Origin of the sequence: Streptomyces sp. NBC_01003 (assembly GCF_045162695.1) — a bacterium.
Lineage (GTDB): Bacteria > Actinomycetota > Actinomycetes > Streptomycetales > Streptomycetaceae > Streptomyces.
Window position 1 is genome coordinate 8,119,940 of record NZ_CP108707.1, and the last position, 23,449, is coordinate 8,143,388.

General features: G+C 73.8%; 19 protein-coding genes. 10 read left to right on the plus strand and 9 right to left on the minus strand.

What is annotated here, in order from left to right:
* Positions 1 to 38: 38 nt before the first annotated feature.
* A complete protein-coding gene (locus OG698_RS37065) occupies positions 39 to 806 on the minus strand; it encodes a glycerophosphodiester phosphodiesterase (RefSeq protein WP_406108251.1) in 768 nt (255 codons plus the stop codon).
* Entirely contained in the window at positions 803 to 1,471 is a 669-nt protein-coding gene (locus OG698_RS37070; protein WP_399970915.1) for a YitT family protein, read from the minus strand. Before OG698_RS37070 ends, OG698_RS37065 begins: the two co-directional genes overlap by 4 nt.
* 99 nt (positions 1,472 to 1,570) lie before the next feature.
* Here OG698_RS37070 and OG698_RS37075 point away from each other — a divergent pair, with 99 nt between their 5' ends.
* Positions 1,571 to 3,070 (plus strand): PLP-dependent aminotransferase family protein, encoded by a 1,500-nt coding sequence (locus OG698_RS37075; protein ID WP_329575515.1) that lies wholly within the window; start codon positions 1,571 to 1,573, stop codon positions 3,068 to 3,070.
* Between the two features lie 19 nt (positions 3,071 to 3,089).
* On the opposite strand, the gene OG698_RS37080 is transcribed toward OG698_RS37075, so the two are convergent.
* Both OG698_RS37080 and OG698_RS37085 read right to left on the minus strand, forming a co-directional pair.
* Complete coding sequence (locus OG698_RS37080; RefSeq protein WP_406108253.1) at positions 3,090 to 4,700, minus strand: hypothetical protein; 1,611 nt, start codon at positions 4,698 to 4,700, stop codon at positions 3,090 to 3,092.
* Positions 4,701 to 4,737: 37 nt separating this feature from the next.
* Complete coding sequence (locus tag OG698_RS37085; RefSeq protein WP_100597477.1) at positions 4,738 to 4,932, minus strand: hypothetical protein; 195 nt, start codon at positions 4,930 to 4,932, stop codon at positions 4,738 to 4,740.
* Positions 4,933 to 5,214: 282 nt separating this feature from the next.
* Here OG698_RS37085 and OG698_RS37090 point away from each other — a divergent pair, with 282 nt between their 5' ends.
* From OG698_RS37090 to OG698_RS37110, 5 genes are all read left to right on the plus strand, one after another.
* Positions 5,215 to 5,607, plus strand: a complete 393-nt coding sequence (locus tag OG698_RS37090; RefSeq protein WP_399970918.1) for an ankyrin repeat domain-containing protein — start codon at positions 5,215 to 5,217, stop codon at positions 5,605 to 5,607.
* A gap of 278 nt (positions 5,608 to 5,885) precedes the next feature.
* Complete coding sequence (locus OG698_RS37095; RefSeq protein WP_406108255.1) at positions 5,886 to 7,304, plus strand: HEAT repeat domain-containing protein; 1,419 nt, start codon at positions 5,886 to 5,888, stop codon at positions 7,302 to 7,304.
* 140 nt (positions 7,305 to 7,444) lie between these two features.
* Positions 7,445 to 8,569, plus strand: coding sequence for a glycosyltransferase family 4 protein (locus OG698_RS37100; RefSeq protein WP_406108256.1), 1,125 nt, complete (start codon positions 7,445 to 7,447; stop codon positions 8,567 to 8,569).
* Positions 8,566 to 9,783, plus strand: coding sequence for a glycosyltransferase (locus OG698_RS37105; protein WP_406108258.1), 1,218 nt, complete (start codon positions 8,566 to 8,568; stop codon positions 9,781 to 9,783). The genes OG698_RS37100 and OG698_RS37105 overlap by 4 nt, the downstream gene beginning before the upstream one ends.
* Positions 9,780 to 10,637: an SGNH/GDSL hydrolase family protein gene (locus OG698_RS37110; RefSeq protein ID WP_406108260.1), complete on the plus strand. Its 858-nt coding sequence runs from the start codon at positions 9,780 to 9,782 to the stop codon at positions 10,635 to 10,637. The genes OG698_RS37105 and OG698_RS37110 overlap by 4 nt, the downstream gene beginning before the upstream one ends.
* A 94-nt stretch (positions 10,638 to 10,731) precedes the next feature.
* Here the strand turns inward: OG698_RS37110 and OG698_RS37115 are convergent, their stop codons facing one another.
* From OG698_RS37115 to OG698_RS37135, 5 genes are read right to left on the minus strand one after another with little or no spacing between them, the layout of a single operon-like run.
* Complete coding sequence (locus OG698_RS37115; protein ID WP_406108261.1) at positions 10,732 to 11,601, minus strand: biotin-dependent carboxyltransferase family protein; 870 nt, start codon at positions 11,599 to 11,601, stop codon at positions 10,732 to 10,734.
* Positions 11,598 to 12,218, minus strand: a complete 621-nt coding sequence (locus tag OG698_RS37120) for an allophanate hydrolase subunit 1 (protein ID WP_406108262.1) — start codon at positions 12,216 to 12,218, stop codon at positions 11,598 to 11,600. The genes OG698_RS37115 and OG698_RS37120 overlap by 4 nt, the downstream gene beginning before the upstream one ends.
* Positions 12,215 to 13,006 (minus strand): LamB/YcsF family protein, encoded by a 792-nt coding sequence (locus tag OG698_RS37125; protein ID WP_406108264.1) that lies wholly within the window; start codon positions 13,004 to 13,006, stop codon positions 12,215 to 12,217. The genes OG698_RS37120 and OG698_RS37125 overlap by 4 nt, the downstream gene beginning before the upstream one ends.
* A 33-nt stretch (positions 13,007 to 13,039) precedes the next feature.
* On the minus strand, positions 13,040 to 13,897 hold the full coding sequence (locus OG698_RS37130) for a putative hydro-lyase (protein ID WP_406108265.1): 858 nt from the start codon (positions 13,895 to 13,897) through the stop codon (positions 13,040 to 13,042).
* The gene (locus OG698_RS37135; protein WP_399970927.1) at positions 13,894 to 15,195 is read right to left on the minus strand and encodes an MFS transporter; all 1,302 of its coding nucleotides are present in this window, start codon (positions 15,193 to 15,195) and stop codon (positions 13,894 to 13,896) included. The genes OG698_RS37130 and OG698_RS37135 overlap by 4 nt, the downstream gene beginning before the upstream one ends.
* A gap of 159 nt (positions 15,196 to 15,354) precedes the next feature.
* Here OG698_RS37135 and OG698_RS37140 point away from each other — a divergent pair, with 159 nt between their 5' ends.
* The 4 genes from OG698_RS37140 to OG698_RS37155 all read left to right on the plus strand — a co-directional run bounded on the left by OG698_RS37140 (position 15,355) and on the right by OG698_RS37155 (position 23,436).
* Entirely contained in the window at positions 15,355 to 16,059 is a 705-nt protein-coding gene (locus OG698_RS37140) for a GntR family transcriptional regulator (RefSeq protein WP_406108267.1), read from the plus strand.
* A gap of 104 nt (positions 16,060 to 16,163) precedes the next feature.
* Complete coding sequence (locus tag OG698_RS37145) at positions 16,164 to 17,690, plus strand: hypothetical protein (RefSeq protein ID WP_329575546.1); 1,527 nt, start codon at positions 16,164 to 16,166, stop codon at positions 17,688 to 17,690.
* A 94-nt stretch (positions 17,691 to 17,784) separates the two neighbouring features.
* Positions 17,785 to 18,678 (plus strand): hypothetical protein, encoded by an 894-nt coding sequence (locus OG698_RS37150; protein ID WP_100597490.1) that lies wholly within the window; start codon positions 17,785 to 17,787, stop codon positions 18,676 to 18,678.
* A 66-nt stretch (positions 18,679 to 18,744) separates the two neighbouring features.
* Entirely contained in the window at positions 18,745 to 23,436 is a 4,692-nt protein-coding gene (locus OG698_RS37155) for a hypothetical protein (protein ID WP_406108269.1), read from the plus strand.
* Positions 23,437 to 23,449: the final 13 nt, after the last annotated feature.

Below are 23,449 nucleotides of genomic sequence, written 5' to 3' on the forward strand. Positions count from 1 at the left end.
CCTCGCTGTCCCCGTGTCTGGACGCCGCCGGCGACCCGTCAGGTCCAGGCTCCCCGGTCCCTGAGCACGTCACGCAGCGTCTCGATGTGATCGGTCATGATGCCATCCACGCCGAGGTCGAGGAGTTCACTCATCTGTGCGCGGTCGTTGACCGTCCACACATGGACCTGGAGCCCGCGCGCGTGGGCCGCGCGGACGAAGCGGCGGTCGACGACGGGTATCCCCGCATGGGCCACGGGCACCTGGGCGCACACCGCCGAAGCGCGCAGCGCCGCGGGCAGTCCGAGGGACCGCAGCCGCAGGCCGAGCACGCCACGCGTGCCGTACGACGTGGCCAGGCGGGGGCCCGCGAGGGACTGTGCCCTGGCGACCCTGGCCTCCGAGAACGAGCCGATGCAGACCCGGTCCCAGGCGCCCGTGCGGCCGATCAGGTCGAGCAGCGGGAGCAGTGCGGGCTCGGCCTTGACGTCCACGTTCCAGCGCACGTCGGGGAAGGTCTCCAGGAGTTCCTCGAAGAGCGGCACCGGCTCGCGGCCCGCCACGCGCGCGTGGCGCACGTCGCTCCAGGGCAGGTCCGCTATGCGGCCCGCCGCGTCCGTGACCCGGTCGAGCGTCGGGTCGTGGAAGGCCACGAGCGTGCCGTCGGACGTGGCGTGCACATCGGTCTCGATATAGCGGTAGCCGAGGTCCACGGAGCGCCGGAACGCCGCCATCGTGTTCTCCAGGCCGTCGGCCGTCCCGCCGCGATGGGCGAAGGCCAGCGGTCCGGAACGGTCGAGATACGGATGGCGTACGCGCGTGGTCACCGCGGAAGTATCGCCCCTTCGGGTGACGCCCCGGCAACCGCGGTGGGTGCCTCGGGCGGCGCGGGGGCGGCGAAGACCTTCAGGAACACCTGGGCCAGCGGGCCGATCGCCACGGCGTACAGGACGGTGCCGACGCCGATGGTGCCGCCGAGGGCGAAGCCCGTCGCCACCACCGCGATCTCGATGGTCGTGCGCGCCAGCCGGATCGAGCGCCCGGTACGCCGGTGCAGCCCCGTCATCAGGCCGTCGCGCGGGCCGGGTCCGAAGGAGGCGGCGATGTAGAGGCCCGTCGCCACGCCGTTCAGGACGATCGCCGCCGCCATCAGCGGGATCCGGATCCCGAGGGCGTGCACATCGGGGACGACGGCCAGCGCGCCGTCCATCGCGATGCCGACCACGAAGACGTTCGAGACGGTGCCGAGGCCGGGGCGCTGCTTGATCGGGATCCACAGGAGCAGCACCAGGGCGCCCACGATGATCGACACGACGCCGATGGAGAGCCCTGTGAGCTCGGCGAGACCCTGGTGGAGCACGTTCCACGGCTCCAGGCCGAGCCCCGCCTCCACGAGGAGGCCGGAACTCACGCCGTACAGCGCCAGGCCTACGTAGAGCTGGAAGAGGCGCCGGGTGAGACCGGGGCCGGGTGGCGTGGACGACGCGGACAAGTGGAGCCCCCTGTGGTGGTAGTGGCCTGTCGCATGACACTCTGTGGCTTGGGAACACAGGCCAACCATGGCCAATTTGGGGAAGGTGGACTGGACTCCATGGCTCAGTGGACTTCGGCGGTCGGCGCGGCCCAGCTCGCCCGGCTGCTCACCTCCCAGCAGACGCGCCCCCCGGGCCCCGGCAGCCGCCGCCCGCCCGCCTACCGCGCCCTCGCCGACGGCATCCGCCTCCTGGTCCTCGAAGGGCGCGTGCCCGTCGCGGCGCGCTTGCCCGCCGAGCGCGAGCTCGCCGTCTCCCTGGCCGTCAGCCGCACGACCGTCGCCGCCGCCTACGAGGCGCTGCGCGGCGAGGGGTTCCTCGAATCTCGCAGGGGAGCGGGCAGCTGGACGGCCGTACCGGCCGGAAACCCGCTGCCCGCGCGTGGCCTGGAGCCCCTGCCGCCCGAGGCGCTCGGCTCGATGATCGACCTCGGCACCGCGGCCCTGCCCGCCCCCGAACCCTGGCTGACCCGCGCCGTCCAGGGCGCGCTCGGTGAACTCCCGCCCTACGCGCACACCCACGGCGACTACCCGGCGGGCCTGCCCGCCCTGCGCGAGATGCTCGCCGAGCGCTACACCGCCCGCGGTATCCCGACCATGCCCGAGCAGATCATGGTGACCACCGGCGCGATGGGCGCGATCGACGCGATCTGCCACCTGTTCGCGGGCCGCGGCGAGCGCATCGCCGTCGAGTCGCCCTCGTACGCCAACATCCTCCAGCTCATGCGCGAGGAGGGCGCCCGGCTCGTCCCGGTCGCCATGGCCGAGGGCCTCGCGGGATGGGATCTCGACCGCTGGCGGCAGGTCCTGCGCGACGCGGCGCCCCGCCTCGCCTACGTCGTCGCCGACTTCCACAACCCCACCGGGGCGCTCGCCGACGAGGACCAGCGCAGGCAGCTCGTCGACGCGGCGCGCTCGGCCGGCACGGTGCTCGTGGTCGACGAGACCATGACCGAGCTCCACTTCGACCACGACCTGGACATGCCCCGCCGCGTCTGCGCGTTCGACCCGGCGGGCTCCACGGTCATCACGGTCGGCTCGGCGAGCAAGGCGTTCTGGGCGGGCATGCGCATCGGCTGGGTCCGGGCGGCGCCCGATGTGATCCGCAGCCTCGTGGCCGCGCGCGCCTACGCCGACCTCGGCACCCCCGTCGTGGAGCAGCTGGCCGTGAACTGGCTGCTCAGCACCGGCGGTTGGGAGGAGGCCGTTCAGCTGCGCCGCAGCCAGGCCCGGGACAACAGCACCGCGCTGGTCGCCGCGCTGCGCCGCGAGCTGCCCGACTGGGAGTTCGACGTGCCGGTCGGCGGTCTAACGCTGTGGGTGCGTGCCGGAGGCCTGTCGGGATCGCGGCTCGCGGAGGTCGGCGAACGCGTCGGCGTACGGGTCCCCTCGGGTCCCCGCTTCGGGGTGGACGGCGCCTTCGAGGGCTACGTGCGGCTGCCGTTCACGGTCTCCGGGGCGGTCGCCGACGAGGCTGCGGTGCGGCTCGCGGCGGCGGCGCGGCTGGTGCGGGAAGGCGGGGCGTCCGGGGCGGAGCCGCCGCGGACGCTCATCGCATAGGGCCGGTGGGGCCCGGCCGTCACCCCTCGGCGGCGACCGTCCGCACCGTACCCACCGCTTCCACGACTTGGACCGGCTCGGCCGTTTCGACCGGCTCGGGCTCGGGGCTGTCGTCGGCAGGCGTCGTCCGCTGCGGGAGCAGCCCGAGCACCGCCTGCCGGTGCGCGTCACTCGTCGCGTCGTCGTACGGGTCGGGGGTGGCCGGCACCTGGAGGCGGTGGACGGCCCCCGCGCCGAGGCGCGCGTAGCCCCGTCCGGCGGGGACGTCCGGGGTGGGCGTCGTGTGGGGCGCGACCCCGAGGACGTCCTCGATCTGGTCGTACGTGGCCGGGCCGAGCACCACGCGCGCGCGTGTGTGCTGACAGACGGTGTCGGTCAGGGAGTCGAGGCTGTCGAACTGGTCCGCCACGACGACCGTGACGTTGGCCGCGCGCCCGTGCCGCAGGGGGACCTCGAGCAGGGTCTGCGGGTCCTTGCGCCCGTCGGCCGCGGCCAGATGACCGAGGACGCTGGGCCGGTCGAGCAGGATCCACAGGGGGCGCCGCGTGTCGTCCGGCGCTGGGTGGCCGGCCTGGCGCGCCCGGTTCGCGGCGATCAGGCGCCGCTCCGTCTCGTGGGCCGCCCATTCCAGGCTGGCCAGCGCGCCGGCGAGCCCGCACTCGACGGCCAGGACACCGCTGCGTCCGGTGAGGCACGCGTAGTCGCCCGTTCCGTTGCCCTCCACGATGAGGACGTCACCGTGCTGGAGGGCCTGGAGCGCGATCGACCGCAGGAGTGAGGTGGTCCCGCTGCCGGGGTGGCCGACGGCGAGGAGGTGCGGCTCGGTGGAGCGCATCCCCGTACGCCAGACGACGGGCGGTACGTCGCGCCGCTCGTCGCCGTCATCTAGGGGCAGGGTCCGCTGGGTGCCGCTCTCGTCGGTGAAGCCGAGGACCATTTCGCCCGGTGCCGTGACGAATCGCTGGGCGGCGATGTCGGTGGGCAGCGGGGGCATGACGGTGACCGTCAGCCGGTTGCCCTCCTCGTCCCACTCGAAGTGGTACTCGCGGCCCCGGCCCGACTTGGCGTGCAGGAGCTGTTCGATACGGGCGCGGGAGTCGGCCTCACCGTCCGTGAAGTACGCCGGGTAGTGCAGCACGATCCGTGAGACGCGCCCGTCGTCGTCGAAGTCGTACGACTCGAAGGCCTTCTCCCACTCGCCGCCGTGTGCGAAGAGCGGGCTCGGGTCCTCTGGGACGGAGAAGTACGGGACGAGCGCCTCGTAGAGCGCGGTGAGCCGCTTGACCTGGGACTCGTCGGGACCGGTCGGCGCCTGCGGCGTCTGGTCCCGGCCCTTCCACGCGGCCGCTGCCATCAGGGTGATGAGCGCCAGCAGCGGCCCGTACGGAATCAGCACCACGACCAGCACCGCGGCCGCCACCAGGAACAGCAGCGGTCCGCGCCGGTCCTTGGGGGTGTCGGCCCACTTGTGCCGCCCGGCGGATGCCAGGCGGCCCAGGCCCTTGGTGATCGTGATCAGGGGATGGAGTACGTCGATGGCCCCGTCGGCTGCCGTCCGTGCCAGTTCCCGGCTCCGGGCGATGGGGACGCTGCCGTTGCTCAGAATGCGGGGGAGGGGGCGCCGGGCCACGTCTGTCTCCTGAAGTTGCGTGCGAGGGGGGAGGGGGTCAGAACTTGATCCCGCCGAGCAGGCTGGCCAGGCTCGCGCCTCCGGCCTTGATGCTCGGGGCGATGGCGGTGCCCGCGAGGTAGAACCCGAACAGGGCGCAGGTCAGGCCGTGCGAGGGCTTGAGTCCGTCTTTGCGGAAGAAGAGGAAGACGATGATTCCGAGCAGCACCACGCCTGAGATGGACAGGATCATTTGAGTTCTCCTGGTTGATGGGGACAGTCACCATGAGTCCTTCCAGGCTCACAGCATGTATCTATACGATAAAAGGTGCAAATGGGTGGAATATTCTTGATTTCACCCGTTCGGCAGGCGTCCCGTGAGCCTCCTGGGCGTGTGCTGTTCGGCCGTCAGGGCTCTTCGTGATCTTTGCCTCGGTCGGCGCTGCTCATGTGCTGAACCGGGCAGTACTCTGTCGATTCACTCGTACGGCCGCACGGTCGTAGCACTCCGTATATGCAAAGGCGGTCTGTTCCGATGAGCGAAGTCCCCGACCCCGAGGTCGTGGAACTGGCTACCAAGATCTTTGATCTTGCGCGCCGGGGTGAGAGCGAACAGCTCGCTGCCTATGTCGACGCCGGCGTATCCCCGGACCTCACGAACGACCGTGGCGACTCCCTGGTGATGCTCGCCGCCTATCACGGGCACGCCGAGGCGGTCCGCGCGCTGCTCGCCCGGGGCGCAGACGCCGACCGAGCCAACGACCGGGGCCAGACCCCGCTCGCGGGCGCCGTCTTCAAGGGCGCGGACGACGTGATCCGGGCGCTGCTCGACGGCGGGGCCGACCCGGCGGCGGGAACTCCGTCGGCGGTCGACACGGCCCGCATGTTCGGCAGGGCGGAGCTTCTGGAGCTCTTCGGCACTTCCTGAGACACCGTCTTTGACCAGGCAGAACGGGGGAGCAGGAAATGTGGTCGCGGCGAGAAGAACCGCTGGGTCATCATGACGACGTGATTCACGGACGCGACGGCGGGGCAGATGGTGCCACACCGCGTGGGCCGTGAACGGTCCGATTCGGACCACAGACGAGAGGCAGAGGAAGATGGTCTACAGCAAGCAAGAGACGGCGGGCGCCCCGCAGTGTTGTCGCGCGGCCAGGTAGTGCAGTTCCCCCGGTTGCGTCGACGCTTGATGTGAGGCTGTTTCCCATGTTCGATCCGGTCATAGCGCCCAGCGGTACGCTGCTCGGCCTGCTGCAGAGGGGCCGCGGCGACGGCACCCTGCACGCGTTGACGGCGCCGCGTGCCGAAGCGCTCGCGGCTCTGAATCACTGTGTGCTGAGCGACCCCCGCCACGACTGGCAGGTGGAGAACCGCTCGCTCTACTACGCCCGTCTCTACCTCGACCTCCACGGAGAGCTGGGGGAGATCGAGCGTCACCTCTTCGACCCCGACGACGTCCTCAATACGGACGAGTCACGCACGGGCCTCGCGCTCGCGGTCCTCGGCCATCTCGCCTCGTACGGCAGGCGCGACGCCCTGGAGCTGCTGCGCCGCTACGCCGCCTTCGGGTCCAGCTGGGCCTGGGCGCTCGACGAGCTGGCCCTGCGCGACGACGACGCGGGGCTGCGCGTGCTCGCCGCCCCCATCCTCGACAGATTCCCCGAGGACCCCGAGGGCGACGCCGAACTCGCCGCCGCCGTGCGCGACGCCTATGAACCGCGCCCCTGGCGGCTGTGGGCCGACGACCCCAGGGAAGCCATCGGCGCCCGCGTGCGCGCCGCCCGGGAACGCGGCTCCTTCGACCAGTGGCAGCGCCAGATGCGCCCCGCCGGGCCACGCCCCGGCTGGAGCGTGCGGGCCGTCTTCGACTGGGCCCAGGAAGGCTTCGAACGCGGAGCCGTCCTGTACGTGCCCGCCGCGCGCTGCCTGACCGCCGTCGCCGGACCCGACGACAGGGCCGAGATCGTCCAGGCCGCGCTCACCGGGCACGACGGCGCCCGCAGCACGGCCCTGCGCTATCTCGCCGACACCCATGATCCCGACGTGCTCGATCTGATCGAGGCCGCCGTGGAAAGCCCCTCGCACGCCGTGGTGGACGCCGCCCTCGACGCCTTCGAACGCATGCGGACGGTCGCCTCCCTGGAGCGCGCCCGCCGCTGGGCCCCCAGGCCCGACGCCCTCGGGGCCGCCGCGGGACGTATGCTCGCCTGCCGCGGCGGAGCCCAGGACACCGAACCGGTCCTGGCCGCACTGCGCGAGGCGGTGCGCGGCGAAGGCGCCGACGCACCGACCTTGTGGCCCCTGGTCGACGGGGCGGGACGCCTCGGCATCGCCAGCGCCGCCCCCGTTCTGCGCCACGTGTACAGAGAGACCGCCTCGTCCCACCTGCGGGGCCACGCCGCCAGGGCCCTCGCCGCAACCGACCCCTCCTTCGCCGCAGGATTCGCCGTCGAATGCCTGTGGGACTGCGAGGAATCCACCCGCGAAGTCGCCGCGCGCCACGCGGAGACAGGCGACGCGCGCGTCGTGGACCAGCTCAGAAGACTCGCCGCCGACCCGGCCGAGGAGGCCGAGGTGCAGACCGCGGTGCGCAGCAGAATAGGCCCGGACGCGACGGCTTTGTGACCGGCGGCTTTCCGGGAGGCAACGCTCGATGGACGCTGCCTCCCGGCCGTCGGCGAGCGAGGGCCAACGCTCATGGGACGTTCCTCGCCAGGAAAGATCCACGTTGACGTGCCCACGCTCGACGCGACGACAACACCGGTATGCGTGTCGTCATCGTCACCGAGTCCTTTCCCCCCGACATCAACGGTGTGGCTCACTGCGCCCTGCAGACCGCCCGGCACCTCGCCGCGCGCGGTCACGACCCCCTCGTCATCGCCCCGGCCACCGCGCCGGGCCCTGACGCCGACACCGATGCCCCCTGCCCCGTCGTACGGGTGCCCTCCCTGCCGCTGCCGGGCTACCCGCAGGTCCGGGTGGCGCTGCCGAGCCGCCGGGTCGCGGCTGCCGTGGCCGCGCACGGCGCCGAACTCGTCCATCTGGCCAGCCCGTTCATTCTCGGCGTGCGCGGCATGGCCGCCGCCTCACGGCTGCGGATCCCCGCCGTCGCCGTCTACCAGACCGACCTCGCCGGTTACGCGCGTACGTACATGGGAGCAGGTGAGGCCACCGCGTGGCGGCGGATCCGCAGCGTCCACGGTGCCGCCGACCGCACACTCGCCCCGTCCAGCGCCGCCGTGCACGACCTGGAGGTGCACGGGGTGCCCCGCGTGCGGCTCTGGCCGCGAGGGGTGGACACCGTCCGCTTCCGGCCCGACCTGCGCGACGAAGCCCTGCGGCGCGAACTCGCGCCCAACGGCGAGCTGATCGTCGGCTACGTGGGCCGGCTCGCCCCCGAGAAGCAGGTCGACCTGCTGGCCGGCGCGTGCGCCCTCGACGGCGTGCGCGTGGTCATCGTCGGCGACGGCCCCAGCGAGCCCGGCCTGCGCGAGGCGCTTCCCGGCGCCGTCTTCCTCGGCCGCCGCACCGGCGCCGAACTCGCCCGCATCTTCGCCTCGTTGGACATCTTCGCCCACACGGGCCCCTACGAGACGTTCTGCCAGACCGTGCAGGAGGCCATGGCCAGCGGCGTGCCGGTGATCGCGCCCGCCGCCGGAGGGCCGCTGGACCTCGTCGCGCACAGCCGGACCGGGCTCCTCGTCGCACCCGGCGACCCGGCCGCCGTACGCGACGCCGTCTGGTCGCTCGCCGCTGACCCGCTGCGTCGCCTCGCCTACGGGGCGGCCGGCCGCAGCACGGTCGAAGGGCGGACCTGGGCGGCCGTCGGGGACCAACTCCTCGGCCACTACGAAGAGGTCCTCGACGCGCGGACGGCGGTGGCGGCATGAGCGGGCTGCGGATCGTACGTCTGGCCAACTTCGTCGCGCCCTCCTCGGGCGGACTGCGCACCGCCCTGAGGGAGTTGGGGGCCGGCTACCGCGCCGCCGGGCACGAGCCCGTCCTGATCGTTCCGGGGGAGCGGGCCGGCGAACACGACAGCACGCAGGGCCGTGTCATCAGGCTGCCGGGGACGCTGCTTCCCGGCACTGGCGGCTACCGCGTCCTCACCGACCGGCGGCGCGTGACCGAACTGCTCGAACGCCTCGCCCCCGACCGGATCGAGGTGTCCGACCGCACGACGCTGAGGTGGACGGGGGAGTGGGCGCGGCGCGCCCGGGTGCCCGCCGTGATGGTGTCCCACGAGACGGCCGACGGGGTCCTGCGGACCTGGGGCCTTCCCGAGAGGGTCGCCCTGCGCGCCGCCGACGCGCTCAACACCCGCACCGCGCACGCCTACGCGCGCGTGGTGTGCACGACCGAGTACGCCGAACGCGAGTTCATCCGCATCGGGGCGCGCAACGTCGTACGCGCCCCGCTCGGCGTCGATCTGGAGCGGTGCCATCCGAGCCTGCGGGACCCGGCCGTGCGGGAGCGGTACGCGCGGGTGGGCGAGGTGCTGCTCGTCATGTGCTCGCGTCTGTCCGTGGAGAAGCGGCCCGGCACCGCGCTCGACGCCCTGGCCGCGCTCCGTCGCCGCGGGACGCAGGCGGTGCTCGTCGTCGCCGGGGACGGGCCGTTGCGGTCCCGGCTCGAACAGCAGGCGCGCGCACGGAGGTTGCCGGTGACGTTCCTCGGGCACGTGGCCGACCGCGGGCATCTCGCGGCGTTGCAGGCCGCCGCCGACGTGTGTCTCGCGCCGGGTCCCGCGGAGACGTTCGGGCTCGCCGCGCTCGAGGCCATGGCCTGTGGCACCCCCGTCGTCGCCAGCGCGTCGTCGGCGCTGCCCGAGGTCGTGGGCCCCGCCGGGGGAGTCGCACAGGACACCGGCGAGGCCTTCGCCGTCGCGGTCGATGAGCTCGTCGCGCGGCCCAGGGACGAACGCCGGGAGGCGGCACGCGCGCGTGCCGAGTGCTTCGGGTGGGGCGCCGCGGTGGACGCCTTCCTGCGGGCGCATGACGCGGTACGGGTGACGGCCGACGTGCCGCGCCGGACGACCGCCGACGTGTCTCTCCTGGGGACGGCCGACGTGTCTGTACGGGTGACCGGGCGGGATGCCGTATGAGCGCGGTCCTGCGGTTCGTCGCCCTCGGTGACTCCCTCACCGAAGGGCTCGGCGACCCGGTCGGCGACGGCTGGCGCGGCTGGGCCGCGCTGCTCTCCGCCGGGCTTGCCCCGGACGGCATGCCCGTGGAGTTCCACAACTTCGCGGCTAGCGGCGCCCAGACGCATGACGTCCTTGCCCGTCAGATGCCGGAGGCGCTCGCCCTGCGGCCCGACATCGCCTCCGTCCTCGTCGGCGTGAACGACACCCTGCGCCGCACGTTCGACATCCACGCCGTGGCCGCCCGCCTCGACCATGTGTACGCGGCGTTCACGGAGCAGGGCGCGGTCCTGCTCACGGCGTGCCTGCCCGACCCCGGCACCATGCTGGGGCTGCCCGGTCTGCTCGGTCAGCCTCTCGCGAGGCGCCAGCAGGCGGTGAACTCGGTCGTCCACGCCCTGTCCGAGCGCTACGGCGCCGTGCATCTGCACGGGGCCGAGGGGGCATGGGTCGCCGACCGTGCCATGTGGAGCGCGGACCGGCTGCACCCCGGCGAACGGGGGCACCGGATGCTCGCCGCGCGGTTCCACGCCCTGCTCGCCGCCGACGGGCGCGCCCAGGGCACGCCGCCGTCGCAGCAGCCCGAACGGCCCGCGCCCACGCGCTCGGCGAGCCTGTTGTGGCTCGCCACGGCGGGCACGGGCTGGGTCGCACGGCGGTGCACCGACCTGCTCCCTCAGCTCCTCACCCTCGCCGCGGACGAACTGCGCCACCGGGCCCGCGGCACCAGCGCCCGCCTCGACCTGCGGGCGTCCAGCTCGGTGGTCTCGGCGCTGGCGGCGCTGGCGGCCGTGGAACAGGCGGACGCGGCGTGAGGGGCGGACGACGGGTGAGGTGACGTGGTGAGGGGCGCGACCGGCCACCGCACAACGGTGGTCCGGTGGCCGGCGGTCGCTGTGGGGTCTCCCGTCAGCGGCCCGCCGCCAGGACGAAACGGACCGCTGTGCCAGGGGTCGCCTGTGCCGCGGCGGACAGGTCTGCCTGGCGTACGACGGCGACCACGGGATAGCCGCCCGTTGTCGGGTGATCGGCGAGGAATACGACCGGCCTGCCGTCCGGCGGTACCTGTACGGCCCCCAGGACCATTCCCTCACTGGGGAGTTCACCCTCCGACGCCCTGAGCAGAGGCGGGCCCTCCGTGCGCAGGCCGATGCGGTTGCTCGCCGACGACACGCGGTACGCGCGCGTGGTCAGCGTGCGCAGGGACGCTGGCGTGAACCAGTCCGCGCGCGGCCCGAGCGAGATCCGGAGCACCAGTTCGCGGGGCGGCCCCGCCTGCGGGGCCACGTCCACGCGCGCGTGCGTCGACGACACCGCGCCCAGGGGGAGCACCGTGCCGTCCGCGAGGGGGGTGGGGCCGATCCCGGAGAGCAGGTCGGTCGACCGGCTGCCGAGGACCGGCTCGACGGCCACCCCACCGGTGAACGCCGCGTAACTGCGTACTCCGGAGAGTGCGGGGCCGAGGTCGAGGAGCGCCCCGGCCGGGACCCGTACCGGCGCGCCCCAGGCGACCGGACGCCCGTCCACCGTCACCGCGCACGGCGCGCCCACCACGGCCACCGTCACATCACAACGCGGCCGTACGGCGCATCCGTTGAGGGTGGTCTCCAGGACGGCGGCCCCGCGCGGGTTGCCGACGAGCCGGTTGGCGAGGCGGGCCGCCGGGAGGTCGAGTGCGCCGGAGTGCGGCACCCCGAGATGCGCGTGCCCGGGCCGGCCCTCGTCCTGCACGGTGGTCAGCGCTCCGGCCCGGACGACGGCCATGGCACGGTCCGTCACGCGGCCACCTCCGGCACGAAACGGACCCGGGCGCCCGGGGTGAGCAGCGCGGCGGGCACGCGCGCGTGGTCCCACAGCACGGTGTCCGTCGTCCCGATCAGCTGCCAGCCGCCGGGCGACGAGCGCGGGTACACACCCGTGTAAGGCCCCGCGAGCGCCACGGAGCCCGCGGGGACGGACGTGCGCGGCGTCGTCCGGCGCGGCAAGTCGTAGCGGGCCGGCAGCCCCGTCAGATAGCCGAAGCCGGGCGCGAACCCGCAGAAGGCCACCCGGAATTCGGCCTCCGCGTGGATGCGCGGCACCTCCTCGACATCAACGCCCCACAGCGCGGCCACATCCGCCAGGTCGGGACCGTCGTAGCGGACGGGGATGTGCACGGCGTCGTCCCCGCGCGGAGGCAGCGGAGGGAGCTCCCAGTGGGGCAGCTGCGCCGCGAGCCGGCCCGCGGGTTCGTCGAGGCCGTCGAGGAGGACCGTGCGCGCCGCGGGCACGATCTCGCGTACGCGCAGCTCGCCCGCGGCGCGGCGGCGCAGCAGCTCGGCGTGGAGCGCCGCGGCCTCCTCGCCTTCGGAGACCTCGACGAGCAGCGCCCGGTCGCCGACCGGAAGGGCCCTCATGCGAAGGCCTCCACCCGGACTCCCGCCGACTCCAGCTGCGCCCGCACCCGTCGGGCGAGGTCAACCGCGCCCGGGGTGTCCCCGTGCAGGCACAGGGACCGCGCGCGTACGGAGATCCGCTCGCCGTCGTGCGAGGTGACCGTTCCGAAGCGGGCCAGGCCGACGGACCGCTCGACCACGGACTCGGGGTCCGTCACCACGGCGCCCTCGCTGCCGCGCGGCACGAGTGTGCCCCGCGCGGTGTAGGCCCGGTCCGCGAACGCCTCGGTCACCACGGGCAGTGCGGCCTCGCCGGCCACCTTCAGGAGATGTGACCCGGGCAGCCCGAGGACGGGCAGGGTGTCATCCGCGAGGCGGACGCCGTCGACGACCGCGCGGGCCTGTTCCTCGTCGTGGACGACACGGTTGTAGAGCGCTCCGTGGGGCTTGACGTAGGCCACGCGCGTGCCCGCCGCGCGCGTGAAGACCTCCAAGGCGCCGATCTGGTACGCCACTTCGGCCGCCAGCTCATCGGGCGGCACGTCCATGGCGCGCCGCCCGAACCCCGCCAGATCCCGGTACGAGACCTGGGCGCCGACCCGGACACCGCGCTCGGCCGCGAGGGCGCACACGCGGCGCATCGTGGCCGCGTCCCCGGCGTGGAAGCCGCAGGCCACGTTGGCGCTCGTGACGACGGACAGGAGCTGCTCGTCGTCGGTGAGGCGCCAGCGGCCGAAGCCCTCGCCGAGGTCGGCGTTCAGGTCGATGGTCACGGCCGCGGGTGGGGCCTGCGCGGTCAGTGAGGTCATGGAACCCTCTTCTTCAGGTGGGGTGTTGCGGGATCAGGCGACGCGGTACTTCTCGTCGCGCGCGTCGGTCAGGAACATCCGGCCGGGCGCGTGCGTGATGGCGAACGGCGGCCGGGAGGCCATCACCGCGGCCTGGGGAGTGACGCCGCACGCCCAGAACACCGGGATGTCGCCCTGCTGCGCGGCCACGGGATCGCCGAAGTCCGGCCGCCCGAGATCCTCGATGCCGAGCCCGGACGGCTCACCGCAGTGCACCGGGCTGCCATGGACGGCAGGCAGCAGCGCGCTCTCCCGGATCGCCGCCGCGAGATGCTCCGGCGGGACCGGGCGCATCGACACCACCATCGGCCCCCGGAGCCGCCCGGCGGGCCGGCACTGGCGGCTGGTCGTGTACATCGCGACGTTGACGCCCTGCTCGATGTGGCGCATCGGCACACCTGCCTCGGACAGAGCCCACTCGAAGGTGAAGCTGCACCCGATGAGGAACGACACGAGGTCGTCGCGCCAGTGGCCGACGACGTCCGTGGGCTCGTCGGTCAGCTCGCCGTGCTCCCACACCCGGTAGCGCGGCAGGTCGGTACGCAGATCGGCGCCGGGAGCCAGCGGGGTGGTCCAGGCCCCCGCGTCCGTGACGTCCAGTACGGGACAGGGCTTGGGGTTGCGCTGGCAGAACAACAGCATCTCGTAGGCCCAGTCGGCGGGGACCGAGATGAGGTTGGCCTGCGTGTGGCCGCGCGACCAGCCCGCGGTCGGCCCCGAGGCGCCGGCGCGGATGCGGGCGCGGGCCTCGGCCGGGCTCCACGCGTGCGCGTGGCTGTCGACGAGTTCCGTGCCGGTCGGGGGCGAGTCGGGAGTGACGGACTCCGTGGCGCGGTCCTGCGTGCGGTTCACAGGAGCTCCCTTCCACGGGTCTCGGGCAGCCCGAAGAGGGCGATCACAGCGAGTGCGTACCCCACCGCACCGAAGATCAGGGCGCCGCCCACACCCCAGCTGTCGGCGAGGTACCCGACGAGAGTGGGGAAGACCGCTCCGACGGCACGCCCGGTGTTGTACGTGAAGCCCTGTCCCGTGCCGCGCACGGCCGTCGGGTAGAGCTCGCTGAGGAACGAGCCGAAGCCGCTGAAAATGGCCGACATGCAGAAACCGAGCGGGAAACCGAGCACAAGGAGAAGGCTGTTGGCCCCGTCGGGGATGCTCGTGTAGGCGGCGATGCTCACCGCGGACAGCACCGCGAAGAGCGCGATGTTGCGCTTGCGGCCGAGAAGGTCGGTGAGATAGCCCCCGGCCAGATAGCCGGCGAAGGCGCCGGAGATCAGGAACGTGAGATAGCCACCGGTGCCGACGACTGTCAGGCCGCGCTCCGTCTTGAGGTACGTGGGTACCCAGGTGGCGAGGGTGTAGTAGCCGCCCTGGACACCCGTCGACAGGAGGACGGCGAACAGGGTGACGCGTCGCAGGCCGGGAGCGAAGATGGCCGCGAAGGAGCCCTTCTGCGCGCTCGTGTCCAGCTGTTCGGTCGCCTTGGGCGCGTCCTGCACCCGGCGCCGGACCCACAGGACGAGGAGTGCGGGCAGCGCCCCGGTCCAGAACATCACGCGCCATGCGAGGTCGTCGCCGAGGAACTGGAACACCAGCGTGTAGACGACCACGGCGAGCGCCCAGCCGACCGCCCACGCGCTCTGCACCGCTCCCAGGGTCCGGCCGCGGTTTCTGGCCGTGGCGTACTCGGCGACGAGGATCGCGCCGACCGCCCACTCGCCGCCGAAGCCGAGGCCCTGAAGGGCGCGGAAGACCAGCAGGGTCTCGTAGTTGGGGGCGAAGCCGCAGGCCACGGTGAATACCGCGTACGTGATGACCGTGATCAGCAGGGCCTTCACGCGGCCGATGCGGTCCGCCACGACGCCGGCGACGGCGCCGCCGATCGCGGAGACGACGAGCGTGACGGTGGTCAGCAGGCCGGTCTGGCCGCTGTCGAGCCCGAAGTACGCGGCCAGCGCGACCATGCTCAGCGGCAGCGTGAAGTAGTCGAACGAGTCGAGCGCATAGCCGCCGAAGGCGCCCCCGAAGGCGCGTCGGCCGCGCGGGCCGAGGTCGCGCAGCCAGCCGAACGCGCCCTCGGAGGGCGGGAGTTCACCTGGGCGTGCGGGCGAGTCGGTCACGGTCGCGTCGGGCGGTGGGGTCGTGCTCATGGGCACCTCGCAGGAGGGGATTGGGTGCTTCCTGAGTGGGCTGAACCGATGAGCGCGGTCCGTGCGGGGAACAGCGCCTGTCCGCCAAGGTAGAGGATCGTTGAACGATCCCTCAATACCCATGTTGTTTCGTTCTGGTATCTGCGCTTGAATTCGGGCGTGGCCGAACTGAACGGACTGGCGGACGACCGCGCGCTCCTGGGGCGCACCAGCACCGCCGAGCGGGTCGCGGACATCCTCAGGAGCCGCATCGCGGAGGGGTACTTCCCGCCCGGGACGCGGCTGTCGGAGGACAGCATCGGCGGCGCACTCGGCGTCTCGCGCAACACGCTGCGCGAGGCGTTCCGGCTGCTCACCCACGAGCGGCTCCTCGTGCACCAGCTCAACCGCGGCGTCTTCGTGCGCGTGCTCACCGTCGAGGACGTCGAGGACATCTACCTCACGCGCCGCCTCGTCGAGTGCGCCGTCGTACGCGGCCTCGGCCGGCCTCCGTACGACCTCGGCGCCGTGGCCGACGCGGTCGCCGACGGGCACCGCGCCGCCAAGGCGCGGGAGTGGAAGGGCGTCTCCACCGCCAACATCCACTTCCACCGAGAGCTCGTGGCGCTCGCGGGCAGCGCGCGGACCGACGAGCTGATGCGCAGCGTCTTCGCCGAACTGCGCCTCGCGTTCCACGTCGTGGACGACCCCCGCCGCCTGCACGAGCCCTATCTCGCCCGCAACAAAGAGATCCTCGGGACCCTGGAAGCGGGGCGCCGCGACGACGCCGAGCGGCTGCTCGCCCAGTACCTCGACGACTCCCGCGAGGGCCTGGTCGACGTGTACGGCCGACGGGTCGCGGAGGGCGAACGGCCCGACGCCTGACAGTCACCGTTCCCCGCGGTGCGGGGGTCGCGGGGCGTGCGGTGCGGGCGGTCGCTTCTGCGCCGTTTCGACCGTTGTCAGACCTAGGACCTAGTCTGTGCTCCGTGACTTCGCCTGCCACCACGGAATCCGTTCCGCCCCAGCTCAGCGCGGGGCCGCGGCCCGCACCGGGCCCGGCCGCCGACGAAGGGCTCGCGCGCCGCCTTCGCGCGCTCGCCTGCACCGCGCCGCTGCACGACCTCGACGTGCGCAAGGCCAACCTCGCGGGCGAGTACTCCGGATACGGCATGGCCGAGGTGGCGCTCTCCGCCATCGACCTCGTCACACTCAACATGGACTTCGACACGGGCGCCGACCACGAGCAGATAGTGGCCAGGCTCATCCCCCGCGTCGGCGCACAGGCCCCGCAACGCCCCGCCGCCGAGCACGAGCGCGTGGCCCGCTGGGTCCTGGAGAACCTGATCAACGTCGGCAGCGTCGACCGCGGCTTCCGCGCCGTGTACGGCACGTTCGCGCCCGACGGCTCCTACGTCCGCAGGGACTACGACTTCAAGCTGATCGAGGAAGTCGCCGGATACGGGGGCAGCGTCTACCTCCGCACCACCGACGAAGCGGTCAACGTCCTGGTGGGCGCCCTCGACACCGATGTCACCAGCGCCCAGATCGCCGCCGAGGTGAAGCTGGAGGTGCTGATCAACCGCGGCCGTCTCGCCGACGCCCAGCTCGCCGCCGAGCAGGCCAGGTACCGGACGGTGCAGTACTCCGAGACCCTCCGAAGGGCCCTGGACGCGACCCGGAGGAACGTCCGCGCGGTGGACTGGCTGAACGCCGTCCCGGACATGATCGCCGAGGCGCTCGACCACGTCGCCGACCGGTACCGCCACGAGAACGCGATCCTCACGAACATCCGCAAGGCCCGCGACGAGTCCGAGGACCCCGAGCACAAGCGGCGAGCCGCCGAGCTCGTCGACATCGTCAAGGACTGCATCCGCCGGCACACACAGCTCCAGTCCCGCCTCCTCGAAGCGGGCCCCCTGTTCCGCGCCGAGCAGGACCGGCAGGCCTTCGCCGCCCCGTCCGCGCGCACGGGCCTCGACCTGTACGGGCAGCTCGTCGCGCCCCTGCTGCCGCTGCCGGTCGAGCAGGCGAGCCGCGTCACCGACGCGTTCTTCGCGCGCGGGACGGGCATGCGCACGCCCGTGTCCGTACGGGTCGGGGACCTGATCGACATACTGCTGACGCCGCCCCAGGAGCGAGAGCACCTCGGCGTCGAGATGCCCGAGCCCGACCTGATCGCGACGCCCGACGACAGCCGGTTCAGCGAGGAGCAGCTGGCGAGCGCCATGGAGCTGCTCGACCTTCCCTCCGACGCGCCGCGCCGGCTCTCCGGACTGCTCGCCGAGGCGCGCCGCCGCGACCCCGAACTGCCTTATCTGGTCGCCCTGCTGTCCGTCCACGCGGCCAGCCCGCCGGTCGGCACGGCCTACCGGCAGGGCGAGGAGAAGCTGCTGTTCGCCGTGGACGACGGCACCGAGCTCGACGACCCGGAGTTCGGCGGCGCCGACCTCATCGTCGGCACGGCCCTCCTGGACGCCGCAGGCATGGCGGCCGACCGGACGGAGGCCGCGTAGTGCCGATCGCATCGCACCGGGCCTCACCGCCGCGCGTCGCTGACACCGACGTACACCCGAGCCTCGCCGTTGACCCGACCAAGGAGCACCAGCCGTGACCGATCACCCCGCAGAGCACGCCGCGTGGGGCGAGGCGGAGCCCTCGGAGGCTCCGGCGGCCGGCGCGCCCGTCACCCCGGCCGACGCCGCCGACGCGGCCCGCCTCGTGGCCTTCGGCCTCCAGCCCAAGCTGCAGCCCGCCCGCGACCAGGAGTACGCCGAGCTGCTGCGCCGCTACCGCGAGGACCCGCCGTTCGCGCGGCTCGCCGACGCCGTTGCCGCCGGGCTCGGCCTCGTCGTCCTGGAGGTCTCCACGCGCGCGGGGATGGCCGTGACCGCCGCGGAGGACTCCGTGTTCGCCGTCCGGATGGGCGACTACGCGCGCCGCACCTCAGCCGACGGCAGCGACCGCTTCCTGCACGGCCTCGCGCACCTCGCCGTCGCCGCGATGGCGTTCCCGCGCCCCGAGGACCTCGCCGACGACGGCTACATCGGCCGCGTCACGGTCAACGGCGTGGACGCCTTCGTCCGCCAGGCCTGCCGCCGCCTGGAGGAACGCGCCGAGGAGCGGGGCGAGAACACCGACCCGGCCTCCGACGCCCCGGGCCTCGAGGCCGCGTGGCGCATCTGGGCCAGGCGCAGCTCGACCGGCGCGACGAAGGACGCGCGCCGCCTCGCCGGATCCACCACCGGCATCGTCGCCAAGGCCGTCGCGTTCCTCACCGACTCCGGGTTCCTGCAGAGAACGGGCGACGACTCGGGCGGCACCTACCGCACCACGGCGCGCTACCAGCTCCAGGTCCGCGACCTGGCCGGCACCGCCGCCCTCTCCGAGCTGGCGGACCTCGGCATCGTGCCCGTCACGGACGGCTCCGCGAGCCTCCTGCCGCCCGCGGACGAGGACGACGGGGAGCTCGTGGCCGACGCGGGACTCCCGTTCCACTCCTGACCCGCCACGCACCACCGCCCCACGACGCACCGCCTCACCGACTTACTACGACGAGAGTCCGCCGCCATGTACGAGCTGTCCCGGATTCGCCTCTACTCCATCGGGCCCGCCGGTGCGCGCTACGCCGACACCGTCCTGGACCTGCGGGGCGTCGGCGAGCCCGTGCCCGACCCCGCCCCCACCCAGGCGGAGTTCTTCGAGGACGAGCCCGTCGGGCCGCCGCGGCGCCCGGCGCCCGCGGGCGTGCTCTTCCTGGAGAACGGCGGCGGCAAGTCGGTCCTCCTCAAGCTGATCTTCTCCGTGATGCTGCCGGGTCACCGGAACACGCTCGGCGGCGCCAGCTCCGGCGTGCTGCGCAAGTTCCTGCTCGCCGACGACTGCGGGCACGTGGCCCTGGAGTGGCAGCACACCCTCACGGGCGAGTGCGTCGTCGTCGGCAAGGTCAGCGAGTGGCGGGGGCGGCAGGTCTCGAACGACCCGCGCAAGTTCGCCGAGGCCTGGTACTCGCTGCGGCCCGGGCCCGGCATGAGCCTGGACTCGCTGCCCGTCGCCGAGTCCTCCGCCGTACGGTCCTCGGCGGAGGGCGTCTCGGGCGCGCAGGGGCGGCGGCGCACCATGAAGGGCTTCCGGGACGCACTGACCGACGCGGGCAAGGCGTACCCGCACCTCGAAGTGCACTGGGAAGAGATCCACGACCGGTGGAACGAGCACCTGGGCGACCTCGGCCTCGACCCCGAACTCTTCCGCTACCAGCGCGAGATGAACGCGGACGAGGGTGAGGCCGCCGGTCTCTTCGCCGTCAAGAAGGACTCCGACTTCACCGACCTGCTCCTGCGCGCCGTCACCGACACCCGGGACACGGACGGGCTGGCCGACCTGGTCAGCGGGTTCGGCAACAAGCTGGGGCGGCGCGCCGAGCTGATCGCCGAACGCGAGTTCACCGCCGGCTCCGTGGACCTCCTCGGCCGCATCGTGGACGCCGCGGACACCCGGGCACGCGCGCGTGACGTGCACGCCGGAGCCGAGCGCCGCACCCGCACCCTGGCCCGCCGGCTCGCCGCCCGTGCCGCCCTGGAGCGCGGCCGTGCCGCCGACCTCGCCCAGCAGGTCACCGCCGCCGCGCACACCGTCGGCGAGGCGGAGCAGGCCCGCGGCCGCAGCGCCCTGATCGCTTCCGAACTGGCATACCGGCACGCCTCGTTGGCGCTCGCCGGAGCCGAGAAGGCCGCCGCAGCGCAGAAGCGTGAGCTGGCCGACGCGCGCACCCTGCACGCGGCCTGGCAGGCCGCCGAGGCCGTCCTGCGCCACCGCGCCGCCGCCGACCGCTCCGCGCGTGTGGCCGTCGCCATCCGCGAGGCCGAGCGGGACGCCGCCCCGGCCCTCGCCGCCCGCGCCAAGGCCGCCGCCGACCTCGTACGCGCCCTGCACGGAGCCGCCGAGAGCGCTGAGGAGCTGGCCAACGAGGGCGAGGAGCGCTCCGCCGCGCTCCAGGAGGCGGGCGAGACCGCTCACCGCGACGCGACCGTCGCCGCCACGGAGGCACAGCGCGCCCGCAGCGAGGTCGGGCACCTGCGGCAGCGGCTCTCCGAGGTCGAACAGGAGACCGCCGAGGCGGTTCGGGCCGGCTGGCTCGACGACACGGCGCCCGACGCCGACCCCGCGCGCGCGGCGCTCGCCGCGAGCGACGCGGAGAAGACCACGGTCGCCGCCTGGGACACGGCGCGTGACGCCGCACGGCGCGCGAACGAGCACGCACGGGAGACGGCGGGCGCCGAGGCGCGCGCCGAACTCACCGCGGCCCGCGCCGCGGACGCCGCCACGGCCGCCGAGAACGCGTACGGGGCCGAGCACCGCGCCGCCGGTTCCCTCGCGCGCGAAGAGCGCGTCGCGGAGCTGCTCGGACTGTCCGGGGCCCCCGGGATCCCCGCCGCAGGCGTGCCCGCACCCCGGGGCGCGTCGGGCGACGGAGCCGCGACCGGGCACGCGCGCGTGGCGACCGTCACCCGCGACCTCAGCGAAACCCCGCTCACGGCCGATGAGTTGGACCGCGCGGCCGATGACCTCAAGGCGCTGCTCGACGACGGCGTCGCCTCCGCCGAACGCCAGCTCTTCGACCTGCGCACGGCCGCGGCCGACGACGCCCGCATCCTCGGCGCGCTCGGCGACGGCGGGCTCCTGCCGCCGGGACCCGACGTCCTCGCCACCGTCGAGTTCCTCGGCGAGCACGGCATCCCCGCCCTGCCCGGCTGGCGCTACCTCGCCCAGGCCGTCGACCCCGTGGATCACGCGCGCGTGCTCGCCGCACGCCCCGAGCTCGTCGACGGCGTCGTCATCACCGACCCCGACACGCACGCCCGGGCCCGCGAGGCACTCGCCGGCGCCGCCCTGCTGCCCCGCTCCGCCGTCGCCGTCGGCACGGCGGCCGCCCTGCTCGCCCCGACACCCCACGAGGAGACCGGCGACAGCGGCGTCTTCCTCGTGCCGCCGAACCCGGCGATGCACGACGAGCACGCCGCCGACGAGGAGCGGCAGGCGCTGCGCACGCGCGCGACCGAGCGCGACGAGGAGATCCGCGCCCTGGCCGGCCGGCTCGCCAAGGACCGGGAGCTCGCCGCCCGGATCGGCTCCTGGCGCACCGGCTGCCCGGCCGGACGCCTCGCCGAACTGGCCGCCGCCGCACAGGAGGCACGCGCCTTCGCCGACGAGACCGAGGCCGAGCTCGCCGAGGCCCGCACCGTCCGTGCCGAGGCCGAAGAGACCGCGGTCGAGGCGACCCGCGTACGCGACGAGCGGCAGGACGCGGCCCAGCGCGCGCGGCGCGTCGCCGACGCCCTCGCGGGCCTCGCGTTCCGGCTGCGTGAGCGCGCCGGCTGGCAGGTCAAGGTGCGCGAACTCGCCGACGAGGCCGTCGAGTCGGAAGCACGCGCCCAGACCTGCCTGGAGCGCGCCCGCTCCGCTGACGAGGACCGCAGGGCGGCACAGCGCGCCGCCGACGACGCCCGCCGAACCGCCCGTGCCCTGCGCGCCGAACGCGCGGAGATCGCCGGCGCCCCCGACGACGTACCGGCAGACCCGGAGCAGCCCGCCCCGCGGACCCCGAAGCCGTCGCTGCCCGCGCTGCGCGAGGCGTACCGCGCGGCCTCCCAGGTCTACGAGAAGGTCGGCGTCGGCGCCGACCTGCGCGCCGAGCAGGCCCGCGCGGAGAGCGACGAGAGCGCCGCGCTCGCCGAGCTCGACCGGCTCAGCAACAAGGTCCGCACCCGCGCGGCCCAGCTCCTGGAGTCCCCGGACGGCTCCGACGGACCGTCACGGCAGGCCGCCGCGGCCCGCGCCGACGAGCTGGTTCAGCTCCTGGAGGCCCGCGTCTCCACCGCGAGCGAGCAGCTCGGACGCCTGCGCGGCGAGGCCGAGCGGCACGCGCCCGAGGACGGCGACGACGCCCACACCGAGCTGCCCGACGACCTCGTCCCCACCGGCGCCGAGCACGCCCAGACGCTCCTGCGCACCGCCACGGGCGAACTCGCGGCGCGCACCGAGGCGTTGACCGTGGCCCGCGCCGCCCACAGCGAACTCCTCGACGCCCACCGCGCCGCCGAGGACGCGACCGGCGGCTTCGAGGAGACCGCAGCGCTCCTCAAGGACCTGCTGCGCGAGCATCCCGACCGGCACGAGAGCGAGCAGGACGAGCCCGAGCCGTACCCCGGCACCCTCGAAGAGGCCCGGCACGCGGCGGCCGAGGCCCGGCGCTCCCTGCGCGGCTGCGCCGCCGACCTGTCCGCCGCCGAGGCCGCCGTGCGCGACGCGAGCGACATCCTCGTACGGCACGCGAACGCCACCCGCTACGAGCAGGTGCGCACGCCGGCCCGGCAGCAGATCCGCGAGCTGCCCGCCTCGGCGCTGCCGGAGCACGCGCAGAAGTGGGCGGACGCGTTCGCACCCCGGCTGCGCGTACTGACCGACGAGCTGGAGCAGTTGGAGCGCAACCGAGACTCGATCGTGGACCGGCTGCGCGGGCTCGTCGAGTCGGCGCTCGCCACACTGCGTTCCGCCCAGCGCCTGTCCCGCCTCCCGGAGGGGCTCGGCGAGTGGTCGGGCCAGGAGTTCGTGCGCATCCGCTTCGAGGAGCCCGACCAGGCGACCCTCGTGGAGCGGCTCGGCGAGGTCGTCGACGAGGCGACCCGCGCCGCCGTCAAGAAGAACTCCGACCTGCGCCGCGACGGCATGTCCCTGCTCCTGCGCGGAGTCGGCGCGGCGCTCCAGCCCAAGGGCATCGCCGTGGAAATCCTCAAGCCGGACGCCGTGCTGCGCGCCGAGCGGGTCCCCGTCGGACAGATGGGCGACGTGTTCTCCGGCGGCCAGCTCCTCACCGCGGCCATCGCCCTGTACTGCACGATGGCCGCCCTGCGCTCGAACGACCGGGGCCGCGACAAGCACCGGCACGCGGGCACGCTGTTCCTCGACAACCCGATCGGCCGCGCCAACGCCACGTACCTGCTCGAACTCCAGCGGGCCGTGTCGGACGCGCTCGGCGTGCAGCTCCTGTACACCACCGGCCTGTTCGACACGACGGCACTCGCCGAGTTCCCGCTGGTCATCAGGTTGCGCAACGACGCGGACCTCAGGGCCGGGCTGAAGTACATCAGCGTCGAGGAGCACCTGCGGCCGGGCCTGCCGCAGCAGGACCCGGCCGAGGAGACCGTGCACGGAGAGATCACGGCAACGCGCATGTACAAGCGCCCCGCGAACCAGCCCGGTTAGAGAGCCGGTCGCA

What these genes read in the sequence shown, in the direction of transcription:
- OG698_RS37090 (WP_399970918.1), top strand. Translation starts at nt 5,215, where the DNA reads ATGAGCGAAGTCCCCGACCCCGAGGTCGTGGAACTGGCTACCAAGATC.
- OG698_RS37105 (WP_406108258.1), top strand. Translation starts at nt 8,566, where the DNA reads ATGAGCGGGCTGCGGATCGTACGTCTGGCCAACTTCGTCGCGCCCTCC.
- OG698_RS37100 (WP_406108256.1), top strand. Translation starts at nt 7,445, where the DNA reads ATGCGTGTCGTCATCGTCACCGAGTCCTTTCCCCCCGACATCAACGGT.
- OG698_RS37155 (WP_406108269.1), top strand. Translation starts at nt 18,745, where the DNA reads ATGTACGAGCTGTCCCGGATTCGCCTCTACTCCATCGGGCCCGCCGGT.
- OG698_RS37085 (WP_100597477.1), bottom strand. Translation starts at nt 4,932, where the DNA reads ATGATCCTGTCCATCTCAGGCGTGGTGCTGCTCGGAATCATCGTCTTC.
- OG698_RS37120 (WP_406108262.1), bottom strand. Translation starts at nt 12,218, where the DNA reads ATGAGGGCCCTTCCGGTCGGCGACCGGGCGCTGCTCGTCGAGGTCTCC.
- OG698_RS37125 (WP_406108264.1), bottom strand. Translation starts at nt 13,006, where the DNA reads ATGACCTCACTGACCGCGCAGGCCCCACCCGCGGCCGTGACCATCGAC.
- OG698_RS37135 (WP_399970927.1), bottom strand. Translation starts at nt 15,195, where the DNA reads ATGAGCACGACCCCACCGCCCGACGCGACCGTGACCGACTCGCCCGCA.
- OG698_RS37095 (WP_406108255.1), top strand. Translation starts at nt 5,886, where the DNA reads ATGTTCGATCCGGTCATAGCGCCCAGCGGTACGCTGCTCGGCCTGCTG.
- OG698_RS37110 (WP_406108260.1), top strand. Translation starts at nt 9,780, where the DNA reads ATGAGCGCGGTCCTGCGGTTCGTCGCCCTCGGTGACTCCCTCACCGAA.
- OG698_RS37075 (WP_329575515.1), top strand. Translation starts at nt 1,571, where the DNA reads ATGGCTCAGTGGACTTCGGCGGTCGGCGCGGCCCAGCTCGCCCGGCTG.